12 protein-coding genes are annotated in these 14,040 nt (G+C 73.5%); 11 read left to right on the plus strand and 1 reads right to left on the minus strand.

Annotated elements, in window-relative coordinates; translation table 11 throughout:
- Nucleotides 1–134 precede the first annotated feature (134 nt).
- Both IFT72_RS01745 and recR read left to right on the plus strand, forming a co-directional pair.
- Nucleotides 135–2,549 carry a DNA polymerase III subunit gamma and tau gene (locus IFT72_RS01745; RefSeq protein WP_192045396.1) on the plus strand — a complete coding sequence of 805 codons (2,415 nt, stop codon included), beginning with the start codon at nt 135–137 and terminating at the stop codon, nt 2,547–2,549.
- A 3-nt stretch (nt 2,550–2,552) separates the two neighbouring features.
- Nucleotides 2,553–3,152 carry a recombination mediator RecR gene (recR, locus tag IFT72_RS01750; protein ID WP_056053137.1) on the plus strand — a complete coding sequence of 200 codons (600 nt, stop codon included), beginning with the start codon at nt 2,553–2,555 and terminating at the stop codon, nt 3,150–3,152.
- A gap of 24 nt (nt 3,153–3,176) precedes the next feature.
- Here recR and IFT72_RS01755 read toward each other — a convergent pair whose 3' ends face one another.
- Entirely contained in the window at nt 3,177–3,983 is an 807-nt protein-coding gene (locus IFT72_RS01755; protein WP_192045397.1) for a DUF1206 domain-containing protein, read from the minus strand.
- Nucleotides 3,984–4,117: 134 nt separating this feature from the next.
- Between IFT72_RS01755 and IFT72_RS01760 the strand changes: the two genes are divergently transcribed.
- The 9 genes from IFT72_RS01760 to IFT72_RS01800 all read left to right on the plus strand — a co-directional run bounded on the left by IFT72_RS01760 (nt 4,118) and on the right by IFT72_RS01800 (nt 13,936).
- Nucleotides 4,118–5,383 (plus strand): aspartate kinase, encoded by a 1,266-nt coding sequence (locus IFT72_RS01760; RefSeq protein WP_056053143.1) that lies wholly within the window; start codon nt 4,118–4,120, stop codon nt 5,381–5,383.
- An 88-nt stretch (nt 5,384–5,471) separates the two neighbouring features.
- On the plus strand, nt 5,472–6,542 hold the full coding sequence (locus IFT72_RS01765) for an aspartate-semialdehyde dehydrogenase (RefSeq protein ID WP_056053146.1): 1,071 nt from the start codon (nt 5,472–5,474) through the stop codon (nt 6,540–6,542).
- Between the two features lie 67 nt (nt 6,543–6,609).
- The gene (locus IFT72_RS01770; protein WP_192045398.1) at nt 6,610–7,293 is read left to right on the plus strand and encodes a GDSL-type esterase/lipase family protein; all 684 of its coding nucleotides are present in this window, start codon (nt 6,610–6,612) and stop codon (nt 7,291–7,293) included.
- A gap of 115 nt (nt 7,294–7,408) precedes the next feature.
- Nucleotides 7,409–8,890, plus strand: a complete 1,482-nt coding sequence (locus tag IFT72_RS01775; RefSeq protein WP_192045399.1) for a malate:quinone oxidoreductase — start codon at nt 7,409–7,411, stop codon at nt 8,888–8,890.
- A gap of 49 nt (nt 8,891–8,939) precedes the next feature.
- Nucleotides 8,940–10,052, plus strand: coding sequence for an Rv2578c family radical SAM protein (locus IFT72_RS01780; RefSeq protein ID WP_192045400.1), 1,113 nt, complete (start codon nt 8,940–8,942; stop codon nt 10,050–10,052).
- Between the two features lie 126 nt (nt 10,053–10,178).
- The gene (locus IFT72_RS01785; protein WP_056053155.1) at nt 10,179–11,456 is read left to right on the plus strand and encodes a sensor histidine kinase; all 1,278 of its coding nucleotides are present in this window, start codon (nt 10,179–10,181) and stop codon (nt 11,454–11,456) included.
- Nucleotides 11,453–12,595, plus strand: a complete 1,143-nt coding sequence (locus IFT72_RS01790; RefSeq protein ID WP_056053158.1) for a hypothetical protein — start codon at nt 11,453–11,455, stop codon at nt 12,593–12,595. The genes IFT72_RS01785 and IFT72_RS01790 overlap by 4 nt, the downstream gene beginning before the upstream one ends.
- Complete coding sequence (locus tag IFT72_RS01795; protein ID WP_082514262.1) at nt 12,582–13,331, plus strand: response regulator; 750 nt, start codon at nt 12,582–12,584, stop codon at nt 13,329–13,331. The genes IFT72_RS01790 and IFT72_RS01795 overlap by 14 nt, the downstream gene beginning before the upstream one ends.
- A complete protein-coding gene (locus tag IFT72_RS01800; RefSeq protein WP_192045401.1) occupies nt 13,331–13,936 on the plus strand; it encodes a thymidine kinase in 606 nt (201 codons plus the stop codon). Before IFT72_RS01795 ends, IFT72_RS01800 begins: the two co-directional genes overlap by 1 nt.
- Nucleotides 13,937–14,040: the final 104 nt, after the last annotated feature.

A 14,040-nucleotide genomic window follows, 5' to 3' on the forward strand; every position in this document is an offset into this window, starting at 1 on the left:
GCCCCGTCCCGTTCGGGTCGGGACGGGGCACGCCCCGACGGCCCCCGTGCAGCCCGCACGGGGGCCGTCGCCGTGCCCGGCGGGCGGTCGCCCGGCCGGGTCGCCCTGTCGGTGGCGGCGGCTACTCTTGGGGGGTGGTCACCGCCCTGTATCGCCGTTACCGGCCAGAGAACTTCGCCGAGCTGATCGGGCAGTCGCAGGTGACGGACCCGCTCCGCACGGCGCTCCGCACCGACCGCGTCAACCACGCGTACCTGTTCAGCGGCCCGCGCGGCTGCGGCAAGACGACGTCCGCCCGCATCCTCGCCCGCTGCCTCAACTGCGCCGAGGGCCCCACCGACACCCCGTGCGGCGTCTGCCCGTCCTGCGTCGAGCTCGCGCGCGACGGCGGCGGATCGCTCGACGTGATCGAGATCGACGCGGCGAGCCACAACGGCGTCGACGACGCCCGCGACATCCGTGACCGCGCCGTCTTCGCGCCGGCCCGCGACCGCTTCAAGATCTTCATCCTCGACGAGGCGCACATGGTGACCCCGCAGGGGTTCAACGCGCTGCTCAAGGTCGTCGAGGAGCCGCCGGAGCACGTCAAGTTCATCTTCGCGACGACGGAGCCCGACAAGGTCATCGGCACGATCCGCTCGCGCACGCACCACTACCCCTTCCGCCTCGTGCCCCCGGCGCAGATGCTCGAGTACGTCCAGGAGCTCAGCGCGAGCGAGCAGGTCGCCGCCGCCCCCGGCGTGCTGCCCCTCGTGGTCCGGGCCGGGGGAGGCTCGGTGCGCGACACCCTGTCGCTGCTCGACCAGCTGATGGCGGGCAGCGACGACGGCGGCATCGACTACGAGCGCGCCGTGGCGCTGCTCGGCTACACCCACGCCTCCCTGCTCGACGACGTCGTCGAGGCCCTCGGCGCCCGTGACGGCGCGGCGGCCTTCGCCGCCGTCGACCGGGTCGTGCAGACCGGCCAGGACCCCCGTCGCTTCGTCGAGGACCTCCTCGAGCGCCTCCGCGACCTGATCGTGGTCGGCGCGACCGTCGAGGGCGCCGCCGCCGTGCTGCGCGGAGTCACGCCGGAGGAGCTCGACCGGCTGACGGCCCAGTCGCACGCGTTCGGCGCCGCGGAGCTCTCGCGCTCGGCCGACCTGGTGAACCGCGCCCTCACCGACATGACCGGGGCGACCTCGCCCCGCCTGCACCTCGAGCTGATGATCGCGCGCGTGCTCGTGCCGGAGTCCGACGAGACCACCCGCGGCGCCCTCGCCCGGGTCGAGCGGCTGGAGCGCCGGGTCGGGGTCGACGGGGGAGCGGAGGCCCCGCGGGCCGCGGCGTCCGCGTCGTCGTCGCCCGCCGCCCGCGGCACGGCCTCGGCAGCGCCGCGAGCGTCGGCGCCCGGCCAGGTCGAGTCGGCGCCCGCCGCGTCGTCCTCGGCGTCGACGTCGTCGGCGTCGCCCGCCTCGGCGGCCGAGGCCTGGTCGTCGGTCGCTCCCGCGGCCGCACCCGCCGCGCGGGAGGGCGCCGGCGCCGCGGCGAGCGAGCCGGCGCCGCCGAGCGCTCCGCACTCCGCGGCCTGGGCCCAGGCCCCCGCCGTCGAGAACGCGGTGCCGCCGGAGCCCGAGCGCGCCTCGTCGCCGGTCGGGCCGGTCAGCCTCCAGCAGCTGCGCGACGCCTGGCCGGAGATCGTCGAGGTCGTCGAGAAGTCGAAGCGGACGGCGTGGATGGTCGTCGTCACGGCCACCGTGCAGGCCTTCGCCGACGACGTGCTCACGCTGACCTTCCCGAGCGCGCACGACGTCGAGAGCTTCAAGAAGCCCCAGGGCGCCGGCGACGGCGTCAGCGAGCACCTGCGACGCGCCATCCAGCACGTGCTCGGCGTCAAGGTGAAGTACATCGCCCGGGTCGAGGGCCCGACCGACGCCCCGGGCGCCCCCACGGGTGCGTCGGCGACGCCCGTGGCGTCCGCGCCCGTCGACGCGCCGACCGCCGCCGCTCCTGCTGCCGCTGCGACCGCTGCCGCTCCGGTCGAACCTCCGGCTCGCCGCGAGGCGCCCGTCGGCGCGCCCGCGCCGACCCGCTCCGCGGAGCCCGTCGAGGCGCCCGCCGCCCCGGCACCGACGGCTCCGACGGCCGCGGTGGCGCCGCCCCGCCGCCCCGCCGCGGCTCCGACGCGGGCGACGTCGTCCGACCCGGTCACCGGCTGGGACGTCGCCCCGATCCCGCAGTCGGCTCCGCCGGAGCCCGACGAGCCCGAGCACATCACCGAGGAGCCCCCGGGAGGCGTGCCCACCGTCGACGCCGCGCCCCCGCCCGTCGAGGCCGCTGCCCCGCGCACGGCGCCGGCCGCCTCGGGCACCGGGCCGGCCCCCGAGGGCCGACCCGCGACTCCCGCCGGTCCGCCCGCGGCCGCCCGCCGCGCCGCCGCCGGCGACCCGCGCCGCGGCATCCCGAACGGCTCGCGCTACGGCGAGGCCGTCGTCCGCGAGATCCTCGGGGCCCAGTTCATCGAAGAAGAGACGGTCGCCCCCCGCGTCACGCCTCAGAGAAGCGAGTAGCCCGTGTACGAGGGAATCGTCCAGGAGCTGATCGACGAGTTCGGCCGCCTCCCGGGCATCGGGCCGAAGTCGGCCCAGCGCATCGCCTTCCACATCCTGCAGAGCGAGTCGTTCGACACGACGCGGCTCTCCGAGCTGCTGGTGGACGTCAAGACGAAGGTGCGGTTCTGCGAGGTCTGCGGCAACGTGACCGAGCAGGAGACCTGCGTGATCTGCCGCGATCCGCGTCGGTCGCCCGCGACGATCTGCGTCGTCGAGGAGGCGAAGGACGTCCAGGCGATCGAGCGCACCCGGGAGTTCCGCGGGCTGTACCACGTGCTCGGCGGGGCGATCAGCCCCATCGACGGCGTCGGGCCCGACGACCTGCGCATCCGGCAGCTCGTGCAGCGCCTCGCCGACGACACCGTCCAGGAGGTCATCATCGCGACCGACCCGAACCTCGAGGGCGAGGCCACCGCGACGTACCTCTCGCGGATGCTCGCCCCGTTCGGGCTCCGCGTCACCCGGCTCGCCTCGGGCCTGCCCGTGGGCGGAGACCTCGAGTACGCCGACGAGGTCACCCTCGGTCGTGCCTTCGAGGGGCGCCGGGTCGTCGGCGAGTAGCCGGCGGCCGATCGCGCCCGGCGATCAGAGCCGGGCGCGGCGGGCCCGGACGAAGCTGTAGAGGCCGAACGCCACGAGCCCGACCGCGACGGCCGTGAGCACGACCGTGCCGAACGGCAGCTCGGCCAGCGACCGCAGGGCCCCGTCGAGCCCGCTGGCCTCCTCGGGGTCGGAGGTGATCGCCGCCACGGCGAAGAGCACGCCGACGACGGCCAGGGCGACGCCCTTCGCGACGTAGCCGGCCACGCCGAGCCCGACGGTCGCCCGCCCGGCGCTGCCCGACGGCACGACGAGGTCCTGGCGGAACTTCTGCCTGACCCCCTTGACCACGAAGTAGACGCCGACGGCGACGATCGCCAGGGCGAGCACGACGAGGAGCACGACGCCGCCGGGCGTCGCGATCAGGCGTGCGCTCAGCGACTCGGTCTGGTCGGAGCTGTCGGAGGAGCCGCCTCGGGCGAAGGTGAACGCGGTGGCGCCGACGGCCAGGTACGCGACGCCCTTGCCGCCCTCCTTGGCCCGCGCGCCCCACGCCTCCCCGTCCGTCCCGCGCACCAGCGCGGCCTCGAGCAGCTGGAACAGGCCGAGGGCCCAGAGGCCGACGACGATCACCCAGAGCACGACGGCCCCGGCGGGCTGAGCGGCGAGCTGGCCGAGGGCGCCGCCCTGGTCGGCCTCGCCCCCGCCGCCGAAGGCGATGCCCACGGCGATGCCGCCGATGAGCACGTGCAGGACGCCGTTCATGGCGAAGCCCACGCGGGCGAGGGTCTGGAGGGCGCGGCTGTCCTGGACCCGCGAGGCGGCTCCGCGGGCGTCGTCGGTGTCGGGCATGCCCCCACCGTACGGGGAGCGCGGCGTCGCGGGCCGCGCGACGTCACACGGCGCCCGCGCCGTTAGGATCGGACCACGCCCGCGCGGGCCCCTCCCGCCGCGAGCGGCCCCTCGTACCCGTCCCTGGAGTCCCCGTGAGCTTGATCGTGCAGAAATTCGGCGGGTCGTCCGTCGCCGACGCCGAGAGCATCAAGCGCGTGGCCAAGCGCATCGTCGAGACCCGCAAGGCGGGCAACGACGTCGTCGTGGCCGTCAGCGCCATGGGCGACACGACCGACGAGCTGCTCGACCTCGCGCACGAGGTCACGCCGATCCCCGGGGGCCGCGAGCTCGACATGCTGCTCACCGCGGGCGAGCGCATCAGCATGGCCCTGCTCGCCATGGCCATCCGCAGCCTCGGCGTCGAGGCCCGCTCGTACACCGGCAGCCAGGCCGGCATGCTCACCGACGCGCAGCACGGCAAGGCCCGCATCGTCGACGTGACGCCCGGCCGCATCCGCGACGCGCTCGACGCCGGGTCGGTCGCGATCGTCGCGGGCTTCCAGGGCTTCAACCGCACGACCGGCGACATCACCACCCTCGGCCGGGGCGGCAGCGACACGACGGCCGTGGCGCTCGCCGCGGCGCTCGACGCCGACGTCTGCGAGATCTACACCGACGTGGACGGCATCTTCACCGCCGACCCCCGCGTCGTGCCCAAGGCCCGCAAGCTCGACCGCATCACCAGCGAGGAGATGCTCGAGCTCGCCGCCGCGGGGTCGAAGGTGCTGTACATCCGGGCCGTCGAGTACGCCCGGCGGCACGGCGTCACCCTGCACGTGCGCTCGTCGTTCCACAACGGCGAGGGCACGCTGGTCGTCAACCCGAAAGAGGGAGAGAACGTGGAAGAGCCCATCATCAGCGGCGTCGCCGGAGACCTCAGCGAGGGCAAGATCACGGTCGTCGGCGTGCCCGACGTGCCCGGCAAGGCCGCGCAGATCTTCCGCACCGTCGCCAAGACCGGCGCCAACATCGACATGATCGTGCAGAACATCTCGGCGGCGTCGACCAGCCGGACCGACATCTCGTTCACGCTGCCGAAGTCCGAGGGCGCGACCGTCCTCCAGGCGCTCGAGTCCGACCGGGCCGAGATCGGCTTCGAGTCGCTTCAGTACGACGACCAGATCGGCAAGCTCGCGCTCGTCGGCGCGGGCATGCGGACGAACGCCGGCGTCTCGGCCCGTCTCTTCACGGCCCTCTTCGAGGCCGGCATCAACATCGAGATGATCTCGACCAGCGAGATCCGCATCTCGGTCGTCACCCGGGCCGACACGCTCGCCGACGCCCTCCGCGTCGTCCACACCGCGTTCGAGCTCGACGGCGACGTCGAGGCCGTCGTCTGGGCCGGCACCGGTCGCTGACCGCGCCGCCCGGCTCAGCCCCCGCCTCCGCCCCGCCCCCGTCCCCGCACCACCCGTCCCCGCACCACCCGTCACGAAGGAGCACGACATGTCCGACACCCTGAGCGAGCGGGGGCTGCGCGTCGGCGTGGTCGGTGCCACCGGCCAGGTCGGCAAGGTCATGCGGACGCTGCTCGACGAGCGTGACTTCCCGCTCCGTGAGATCCGCTTCTTCGCGACGGCGCGCTCCGCCGGCACGACGCTGTCGTTCCGCGGCGTCGACGTCGTCGTCGAGGACGTCGAGACCGCCGACCCGACGGGCCTCGACATCGCGCTCTTCTCCGCCGGCGCCACCGGCAGCCGGGCGCACGCCCCGCGCTTCGCCGCCGCGGGCGTGCTCGTCATCGACAACTCGAGCGCCTTCCGGATGGACCCGGAGGTGCCGCTCGTCGTCAGCGAGGTGAACCCGCACGCGATCGACCAGGCCGTCAAGGGCATCATCGCCAACCCGAACTGCACGACGATGGCCGCGATGCCCGTCCTCAAGGTCCTCGACGCGGAGGCGACCCTCGAGCGCCTCATCGTCAGCACCTACCAGGCGGTCAGCGGCAGCGGCCTCGCCGGCGCCGACGAGCTGCTCGGCCAGGTGCGCGCCGCCCTCGAGGGCGACACGGCCGGCCTCGTCCACGACGGAGGCGCGGTGCAGATGCCGGAGCCCGCCGTCTACGTGCGCCCCATCGCCTTCGACGTCATCCCGCTCGCCGGCTCGATCGTCGACGACGGCCTCGACGAGACCGACGAGGAGAAGAAGCTGCGCAACGAGAGCCGCAAGATCCTCGAGCGCCCCGACCTCCGCGTCAGCGGCACCTGCGTGCGCGTGCCGGTCTTCACGGGCCACTCGCTGTCGATCAACGCCGAGTTCGCCGACGCCCTCACGGCGGCCCGCGCGAAGGAGCTCCTCGCCGACGCCCCCGGCGTCGTCCTGACCGACGTGCCGACGCCGCTCCAGGCGGCGGGCTCCGACCCGTCGTACGTGGGCCGCATCCGGCAAGACGAGGGTGTGCCCGGCGACCGCGGCATCGCCCTCTTCATCAGCAACGACAACCTCCGCAAGGGCGCGGCCCTGAACGCGGTGCAGATCGCGGAGATCGTCGCGGCCCGTCGCCTCGCCGCCGCCTGAGCCCGGCAGGGGAGCGCGGGAGGCGCGGGGCACCGAACCCGCGCCTCCTGCGCTCCGAACAGCGAGCGTGACCCGTCTCGCCCGCTCCCTCGTCGCCGTCGCGGCGTTCCTCCTCGTCCTCACCGGCTGCGCGCCCGACCCCGCGGCGCCGTCGGCCGGCGACGGCCGGGCCGGCGTCCCGGAGGGAGACGGGCCGGTCGTCTCGTTCTACGGCGACTCGTACACGCTGGGCACCGGGGCGAGCGACCCGTCGAAGCGGTGGTCGACCGTCGTCAGCGCCGAGCGCGGCTGGCGGGAGCACAACGAGAGCGTGAACGGCCTGGGCTTCGTCAACAACCGGACGTCGTTCGAGGGCGGCGACCTGCCGGGCCAGGTGATCGCGGCCGACCCCGACATCGTGATCGTGACGATGGGGCTCAACGACGCGTTCTCGTACGACAGGAGCGCCGACGAGATCCACGAGCAGATCGGCGTCGACCTGCACCGCCTCGACGACGCCCTGCCCGAGGCGCGCTTCGTCGTCGTCGAGCCGTTCTGGTACACCGACGAGCGGCCCGAGAGCGTCGACATCATCGCCGGCTGGGTGCGGGAGGCGGCCGACGAGATCGACGCCGACCAGGTGCCGGGGGCCTCGCGCTGGCTGACCGGCCACCCGGAGTGGATGGCAGCCGACGGGCTGCACCCGAACGACGACGGCTACGCCGAGCTAGCGCGGCGCATGGACGAGGCGCTGACCGGGCTCGGGCTCTGACCGGGCTCGGGCACCGACCGGCGGGGTCGTCGGCGGTCGTTCGACGTCGAGAGGCCTGCGCCGCCTCCCCGGGGCCGCTCGCCCCGCCGTGAGCGCGTCGGCCTAGACTGACGCCGTGACCGATGCACCGAAGCCAGTCGACGTCGCCCTGATCGGGGCGGGCATCATGAGCGCCACCCTCGGCGCGATGATCAAGCAGCTCGAGCCGACGTGGACGATCCAGATCTACGAGGCCCTCGGAGACGTGGCCCAGGAGTCGAGCAACCCGTGGAACAACGCGGGCACCGGCCACTCCGCGCTCTGCGAGCTCAACTACACGCCCGAGCGATCCGACGGCACGATCGACATCAGCAGCGCCGTGAAGGTCAACGAGCAGTTCCAGGTCTCGCGGCAGTTCTGGTCGCACCTCGTCGCCGAGGGCGCCCTGCCCGACCCGTCCGCGTTCATCTCGTCGACGCCCCACATGAGCTTCGTCTGGGGCGAGAAGAACGTCGAGTACCTGCGCAAGCGCCACGAGGCCCTGCGCGACCACCCGCTCTTCCGCGGCCTCGAGTTCAGCACCGACGCCTCCGTCATCCGCTCGTGGGCCCCCGTGCTCATCCCCGGCCGCTCGAAGGGGCAGCCGATCGCCGCGACCCGCATCGAGGCCGGCACCGACGTCGACTTCGGGGCGCTGACCCGGCTGCTCATCGAGCACCTCGAGGCGAACGACGCCCGCCTCGAGCTCGACCACCGCGTGACGGGCCTGAAGAAGCTCGGCGACGGCACCTGGCGCATCAAGATGCGCAAGCAGGTCGGCGGCACGCCCACGACGGTCGACGCCCGCTTCGTCTTCGTGGGGGCCGGGGGAGGCGCGCTGCACCTCCTGCAGAAGTCGGGCATCGACGAGATCAAGGGCTTCGGCGGCTTCCCGGTCAGCGGCGAGTTCCTCCGCACCGACGACCCCGAGGTCGTCGCGAAGCACCGGGCGAAGGTCTACGGCAAGGCCGCCGTCGGGTCGCCGCCCATGTCGGTGCCGCACCTCGACACCCGCATCGTCGACGGCGAGGCGAGCCTCATGTTCGGGCCCTACGCCGGCTTCAGCCCGAAGTTCCTCAAGAACGGCTCCGTGCTCGACCTCGTGATGTCGATCCGGCCGCACAACCTCTACCCGATGATCCGGGCGGGCCTCGCCAACCTCGGCCTCGTGAAGTACCTCGTCGGCCAGCTGGCCGCGAGCAAGGAGACCAAGTTCGAGGCGCTGCGCGAGTTCATGCCCGACGCCGACCCGGCCGACTGGTACCGCATCACCGCGGGCCAGCGCGTCCAGGTGATCAAGCGCGACGCACAGAAGGGCGGGGTGCTGCAGTTCGGCACCGAGGTCGTCGCCGCGGCGGACGGCAGCATCGCCGGCCTCCTCGGTGCCTCGCCGGGCGCCTCGACGGCCGTGCCGATCATGCTCGACGTGCTGGAGCGCTGCTTCCCCGACCGCATCGCGGGCTGGACCCCGGTGCTCCGGCGGCTCGTGCCGACCTACGGGGAGTCCGTCGCGACGGACGAGCAGCGGGCCGCCGCCACCCTCGGCGCGACCGCGGAGGCGCTGCGCATCCACGCCTGACCCCGTCGCCGGCGTCCCGGCCCGATCGAACGTGTGTTCTAATGGACGCATGCGGTGGAGCGGGCAGGCGATGGCGACGGAGAGCGACTCGGCCCTGCCCGGGCTCGCGAAGCTGTCGAACCTGGTGGCGTCGGTCACGACGCCGGAGTTCGCCGGCGTCACCTTCCACGAGATCCTCGCCAAGAGCGCGCTGAACCGCGTGCCCGGCGGAGACAGCGCCCTGCCGTTCGGCTGGACGGTCAACCCGTACCGGGGCTGCAGCCACGCCTGCGTCTACTGCTTCGCGCGGCCGACCCACGAGTACCTCGACCTCGACGGCGGCGACGACTTCGACCGCCAGATCGTGGTCAAGATCAACGTGGCCGAGGTCCTGGCCCGTGAGCTCGCCCGGCCGTCCTGGCAGCGCCACCCGGTCGCGCTCGGCACGAACACCGACCCGTACCAGCGGGCCGAGGGGCGCTACCGCCTCATGCCGGGCATCATCGCGGCGCTCGCCGACTCGGGCACGCCGTTCAGCATCCTCACGAAGGGCACCCTCCTCCGCCGCGACCTGCCGCTGCTGGCGGAGGCGGCGGAGCACGTGCCGGTCGACATCGCGATGTCCGTCGCCGTCCACGACGACGAGCTGCAGCAGTCGATCGAGCCGGGCACGCCCACGACCGCGGCGCGCCTCGCCACCGTCCGGGCGGCGACCGACGCGGGCCTCCGCTGCTCCGTCTTCATGATGCCGGTGCTGCCGTACCTCACCGACACGCGCGAACACCTCGCCACGGCGCTCGAGGCCGTCCGCGACTCCGGGGCCACCACGGTGCTCTACAGCGCGCTGCACCTCAAGCCCGGGGTCAAGGAGTGGTTCTTCGCCTGGCTCGAGCGCGAGCACCCGGAGCTGTTGCCCAAGTACCGCGAGCTCTACGCGCACGGCACCTACGCGCCCACGGGGTACCGCCGCTGGCTCGCGGGGCGGATGCGGCCCCTGCTGGCCCAGCACGGGCTGCAGCGCGGCGAGGCCGACCCCTCGACCGGCACGACCCGGTCGCGGGCGCTCGACGACGCGGAGCAGTCGCTGCGGCTGATGAACCTCACCCCGACGTCGGCTCCCCGGTCGCTCCTGGCGGAGGAGCTCCCCGGCGGGGCACGCTCCGCGCATCCCCGGCTCTTCTGAGCGACCGGGGCACAGATCACGTTCCTCCTGCGAGTCGATCCGGGGGTGGCCCCAGATAACGGGGTACATGAGCTGGTCCATGTTCTGGCATGATCATCAGGCCAGCCACGGAGCGAAGGAGGCACGGTGCTGCTCGGACTGCCCGCCCACCTCGCTCCCCAGAGCACCGGTCGCGCGCTCGCGCGCTCCTGTCACGTGATCGCGTGCGTCGTCCTCGCCGGCGCGGCCCTCCTGCTGGTGAGCAACCAGGTGGGCATGCCGTCGCTCATCCTGTGGCCCGCCCTGGTCGCGGTCGTGACGATGGCGGCGCTCGTGCTCGTCGTCGCCACCTACCGCAGCGCCACGAGCTACGCCGCCTACCTTGTCCTCGGCTCGGCCTGCCTCTACTGGTACGCGCTCACCCTCTTCGCCCAGGTCCCGTCGATCCAGGCCTCCGACGCCTTCTCGCTCTCGCTCCCCAAGATCGCCCTGGTCATGGTGGGGGCGAGCGGGGTGCGCCCGCGTCACAGCATCGCCTGGGCGACGGGCGGCCTCGTGCTCGGCGAGGTGGCCACCCAGCTCGCGACCTGGCAGACCGGGTCCGCCCCGAAGGTCGACGTGACGACGGTGGTGGCCTGGGCCGTCGTGGTCGCCACCCTCGGCTACGCCCTCGTCGCCCGCGACCGGGCTCGGCGGGCCCAGCCGAGCATCCACCGCGCCGCCGTCGACCAGCAGCTCCAGAGCATCCGTCACGACATGGAGCAGCAGGCCGCGGCGCTCGTCCACGACACCGTCCTCAACCACCTCGCCGCCGTCGCGACCGCGGGCCCCGGCCGGCTCGACCCGTCGCTCGCCTCGTCGATGGCGGCGGACCTCGAGACGCTCGTCGGCCAGGAATGGCTGCGTGACCCCGCCCCGCCCGGGGTCGACGCCGCGACGGCCGAGTGGGACGACAGCCAGCTCGCCCGCGCTGTCGAGCAGGGGCGCGCCCGGGGGCTGGAGATCGGCGTCACGGGCGACGTCGCGGCCGTGGCCCGCCTGGCGCCCGTGGTGGGCCAGGCGCTCGGCCTGGCCGTGACCCAGTGCCTGACGAACGTCGAGAAGCACAGCGGGGTGCGCCGCGCGGAGGTCGTCGTCTACGGCGACGGCGGCGAGCTCTCGGTCATGGTCATCGACGACGGTGCGGGCTTCGACCAGGACGCGGTGCCCCGTGACCGGCTCGGCCTCAGCAACTCGGTCCGGGCGCGCATGGAGCGCGTCGGGGGCTCGGCGCAGGTCTGGTCGTCGCCCGGCAGCGGCACCTCCGTCGTCATCCGCGTCCCGGCCACCGGCCCCGACGAGCCGGGGGACACTGTCCCGGTGCCCGGCGCCGAGGGCGCGTCGGACGTCGCGCGCTCGGACGACCGGACGGGCGACGCCGCATGAGCGACCGCGAGCGGACCCCGCAGCAGGTCGACCCCGTGGGGGCCCTGGCCTCCCGTCCCGTGTCGCTGATCACCGTCGTCGCGGCCCTCGCCGTGGCCGTGTCGGCGACCCTGAGCGGTCGTGACGAGATCGTCGACCCGGCCGCGTCCGTGGGCGCGGTCGCGGCCCTGGCGGCGGCCGGCCTCGTGCTCGTGCTCTCCGCCAGCCCGCTCCGGGCGCCGTTCCGGCGTCGCTCCCTGGTGGCCGTGGTCGTGCTCTCCTGTGCCGCCGTCGCCCTCGAGGCGCTCGGTCTCCTCGGGCAGAACGAGCTCGTGCGCGACGACTGGTCGTCGCTCGCGGTCGGCGTCCTGCTGCTCGGCGTCGCCCCCTACCGACCCGCCGCCGAGATCCTCGTCGCCGGCCTCGTCGTCGCGGTCGTCGTGGCCGTGGTCGTGCTGCTCGAACGGCCCTGGTTCGTGACGGCCGTGCCGACCACGACGTTCGTCGTCGTCGCCGTCGTGCCGGTCGTGGCGCTCTCCGCGGCCGCCGCCTCCTTCTCCCGCACCTTCACGCTGCTGGTCGAGCGGTGGATCGACCGCGCGACGACCTTCCGGCGCGCCAGCGCCGACGAGCTGCGGGCGAGCATCGCCCGGTCGGTGCAGCAGGACCGCGTCACCATCCTCAACAGGGACGTCGTGCCGTTCTTCTCGTCGCTCGTCGACCGGGGGGCGGTGACGGCCGCCGATGCGCAGCGGGCCCGTGACATCGCCGACCAGCTCCGAGTGTCGATGGTGGCGGAGGCCGACCGGTCGTGGCTCGAGCACCTCTTCGTCAGCCCGACGAGCGGGGTCTCGGGCATCGTCGTCGACCCCGACTTCGTCGCCTCCGCGATGACCCCGGACCACAGGACGTCGCTGCGCGCCCTGCTCGTCGCCTTCGGCGAGCGGGACGGCGTCCAGGCCGACGACGTGCGGGTCGACCTCCGACGGGTCGACGAGCGCGTCGAGGCCCTCGTGAGCGTCCCGACCACGGTGGGGGAGTTCGTCGTCCGCCGCCGCTTCGCACCCTGGTTCGCCGTGCTCCGCATCGTCTTCGGCGACCTGCAGGTCGACGCCACCTCCCCCCTCCTGACACTAAGGTTTTCTTATGACCAGCACTGAGTCGAGCGGCCGCTCGTCCCTCCGCCCGGGCTTCGGCAGGCCCGCCGCCGCTCCGTCCTGGAGCACGGTCGGCCCCGGCGACGAGACGCCCGCCACCCGCCGGGTGCGCCTCGCCATCCTCGACGACCACGAGGTCCTCCTGGACAGCCTCTCGAGCTGGATCAACGTCAACGCGTACGACTTCGACCTCGTGCTCACGGCGCACACCTGGCTGCAGCTGGTGCACAGCGACAACTTCCCGACCGACCTCGTCTTCCTCGACTTCCAGCTCAAGGAGCCCGTCTCGATCGAGGCCCGGGTCCGCACCTGCCGGGCCGCCGGCGCCAAGGTCGTCGTGCTGTCGAGCCTCGACACGCGGGAGTCGCGGGAGCGTGCGCTCGACGCCGGGGCCAGCGCGTTCCTGTCGAAGTCGCTGCCCATGCGCGAGGTCATGGACGCCGCGCGCCAGGTGATGGGCGTCGCCCGCGACTCGTCGCCGCAGCGGGACTGGCGGCCGCTGCCGGTCGGCGCGACCAACCAGAGCCGACCCAAGCTGAGCGCCGGCGAGGCCGAGGCATTCCGGCTGTACGTCTCGGGCTTCAGCACCAACGAGGTCGCCGCCCAGATGAACGTCCAGTACGAGACGGCGAAGACCTACCTGCGCCGGGTGCGCGAGAAGTACGCCAAGGCCAACCGACCGGCGAGCAAGAAGAGCGAGCTGATCCGTCGGGCGGCGGAGGACGGCTACCTCCAGTAGTGGCGAAGCTCTACTTCCGCTACGGGGCCATGAACAGCGGCAAGAGCACGGCCCTGCTCCAGGCGGCCTTCAACTACGAGGAGCGCGGCCAGCGCGTGCTGCTGGCGAAGCCCCGGGTCGACACGAAGGGCGACGACGCGGTCGTGTCGCGGCTCGGCGTCACCCGGACCGTCGACGTCACCTTCGCGCCGGGCGACGACGTGCTGTCGGTGTTCTGCACGGAGCGGGACCGCGTGCGCCACGAGACCGGCTCCGACCTCGCCTGCCTGCTCGTCGACGAGGTGCAGTTCCTGTCACCGGAGCAGGTCGACGACCTGCTCCGCATCGCCGTGCTGGAGGACGTGCCCGTGCTGGCCTACGGCATCCGCACCGACTTCCGCACGCTCGCGTTCCCGGGCAGCCGGCGCCTGATGGAGGTCTCGCACAGCCTCGAGGAGCTCAAGACGATCTGCCGCTGCGGACGGAAGGCCGTCTTCAACGCGCGCAAGGTCGGTGACCGGTTCGTCTTCGACGGGGACCAGGTCGCGATCGACGGCGAGCAGGTCACGTACGAGTCGCTCTGCGGCGCCTGCTACCTGGCCGAGAGCAGCGGCCGCCTCGCCTGACCCGCCCGGCCCCCGCCTCCCGCTGCCCGTGGAGGGGCACGTACGCCCGGGAGGCTGGACCCGCAGGGTCCCAGCGTCGTGAAGAAAGCACAGAACGACAGGAA

It is taken from the genome of Frigoribacterium sp. CFBP 8754, assembly GCF_014841815.1.
Taxonomy (GTDB): domain Bacteria; phylum Actinomycetota; class Actinomycetes; order Actinomycetales; family Microbacteriaceae; genus Frigoribacterium; species Frigoribacterium endophyticum.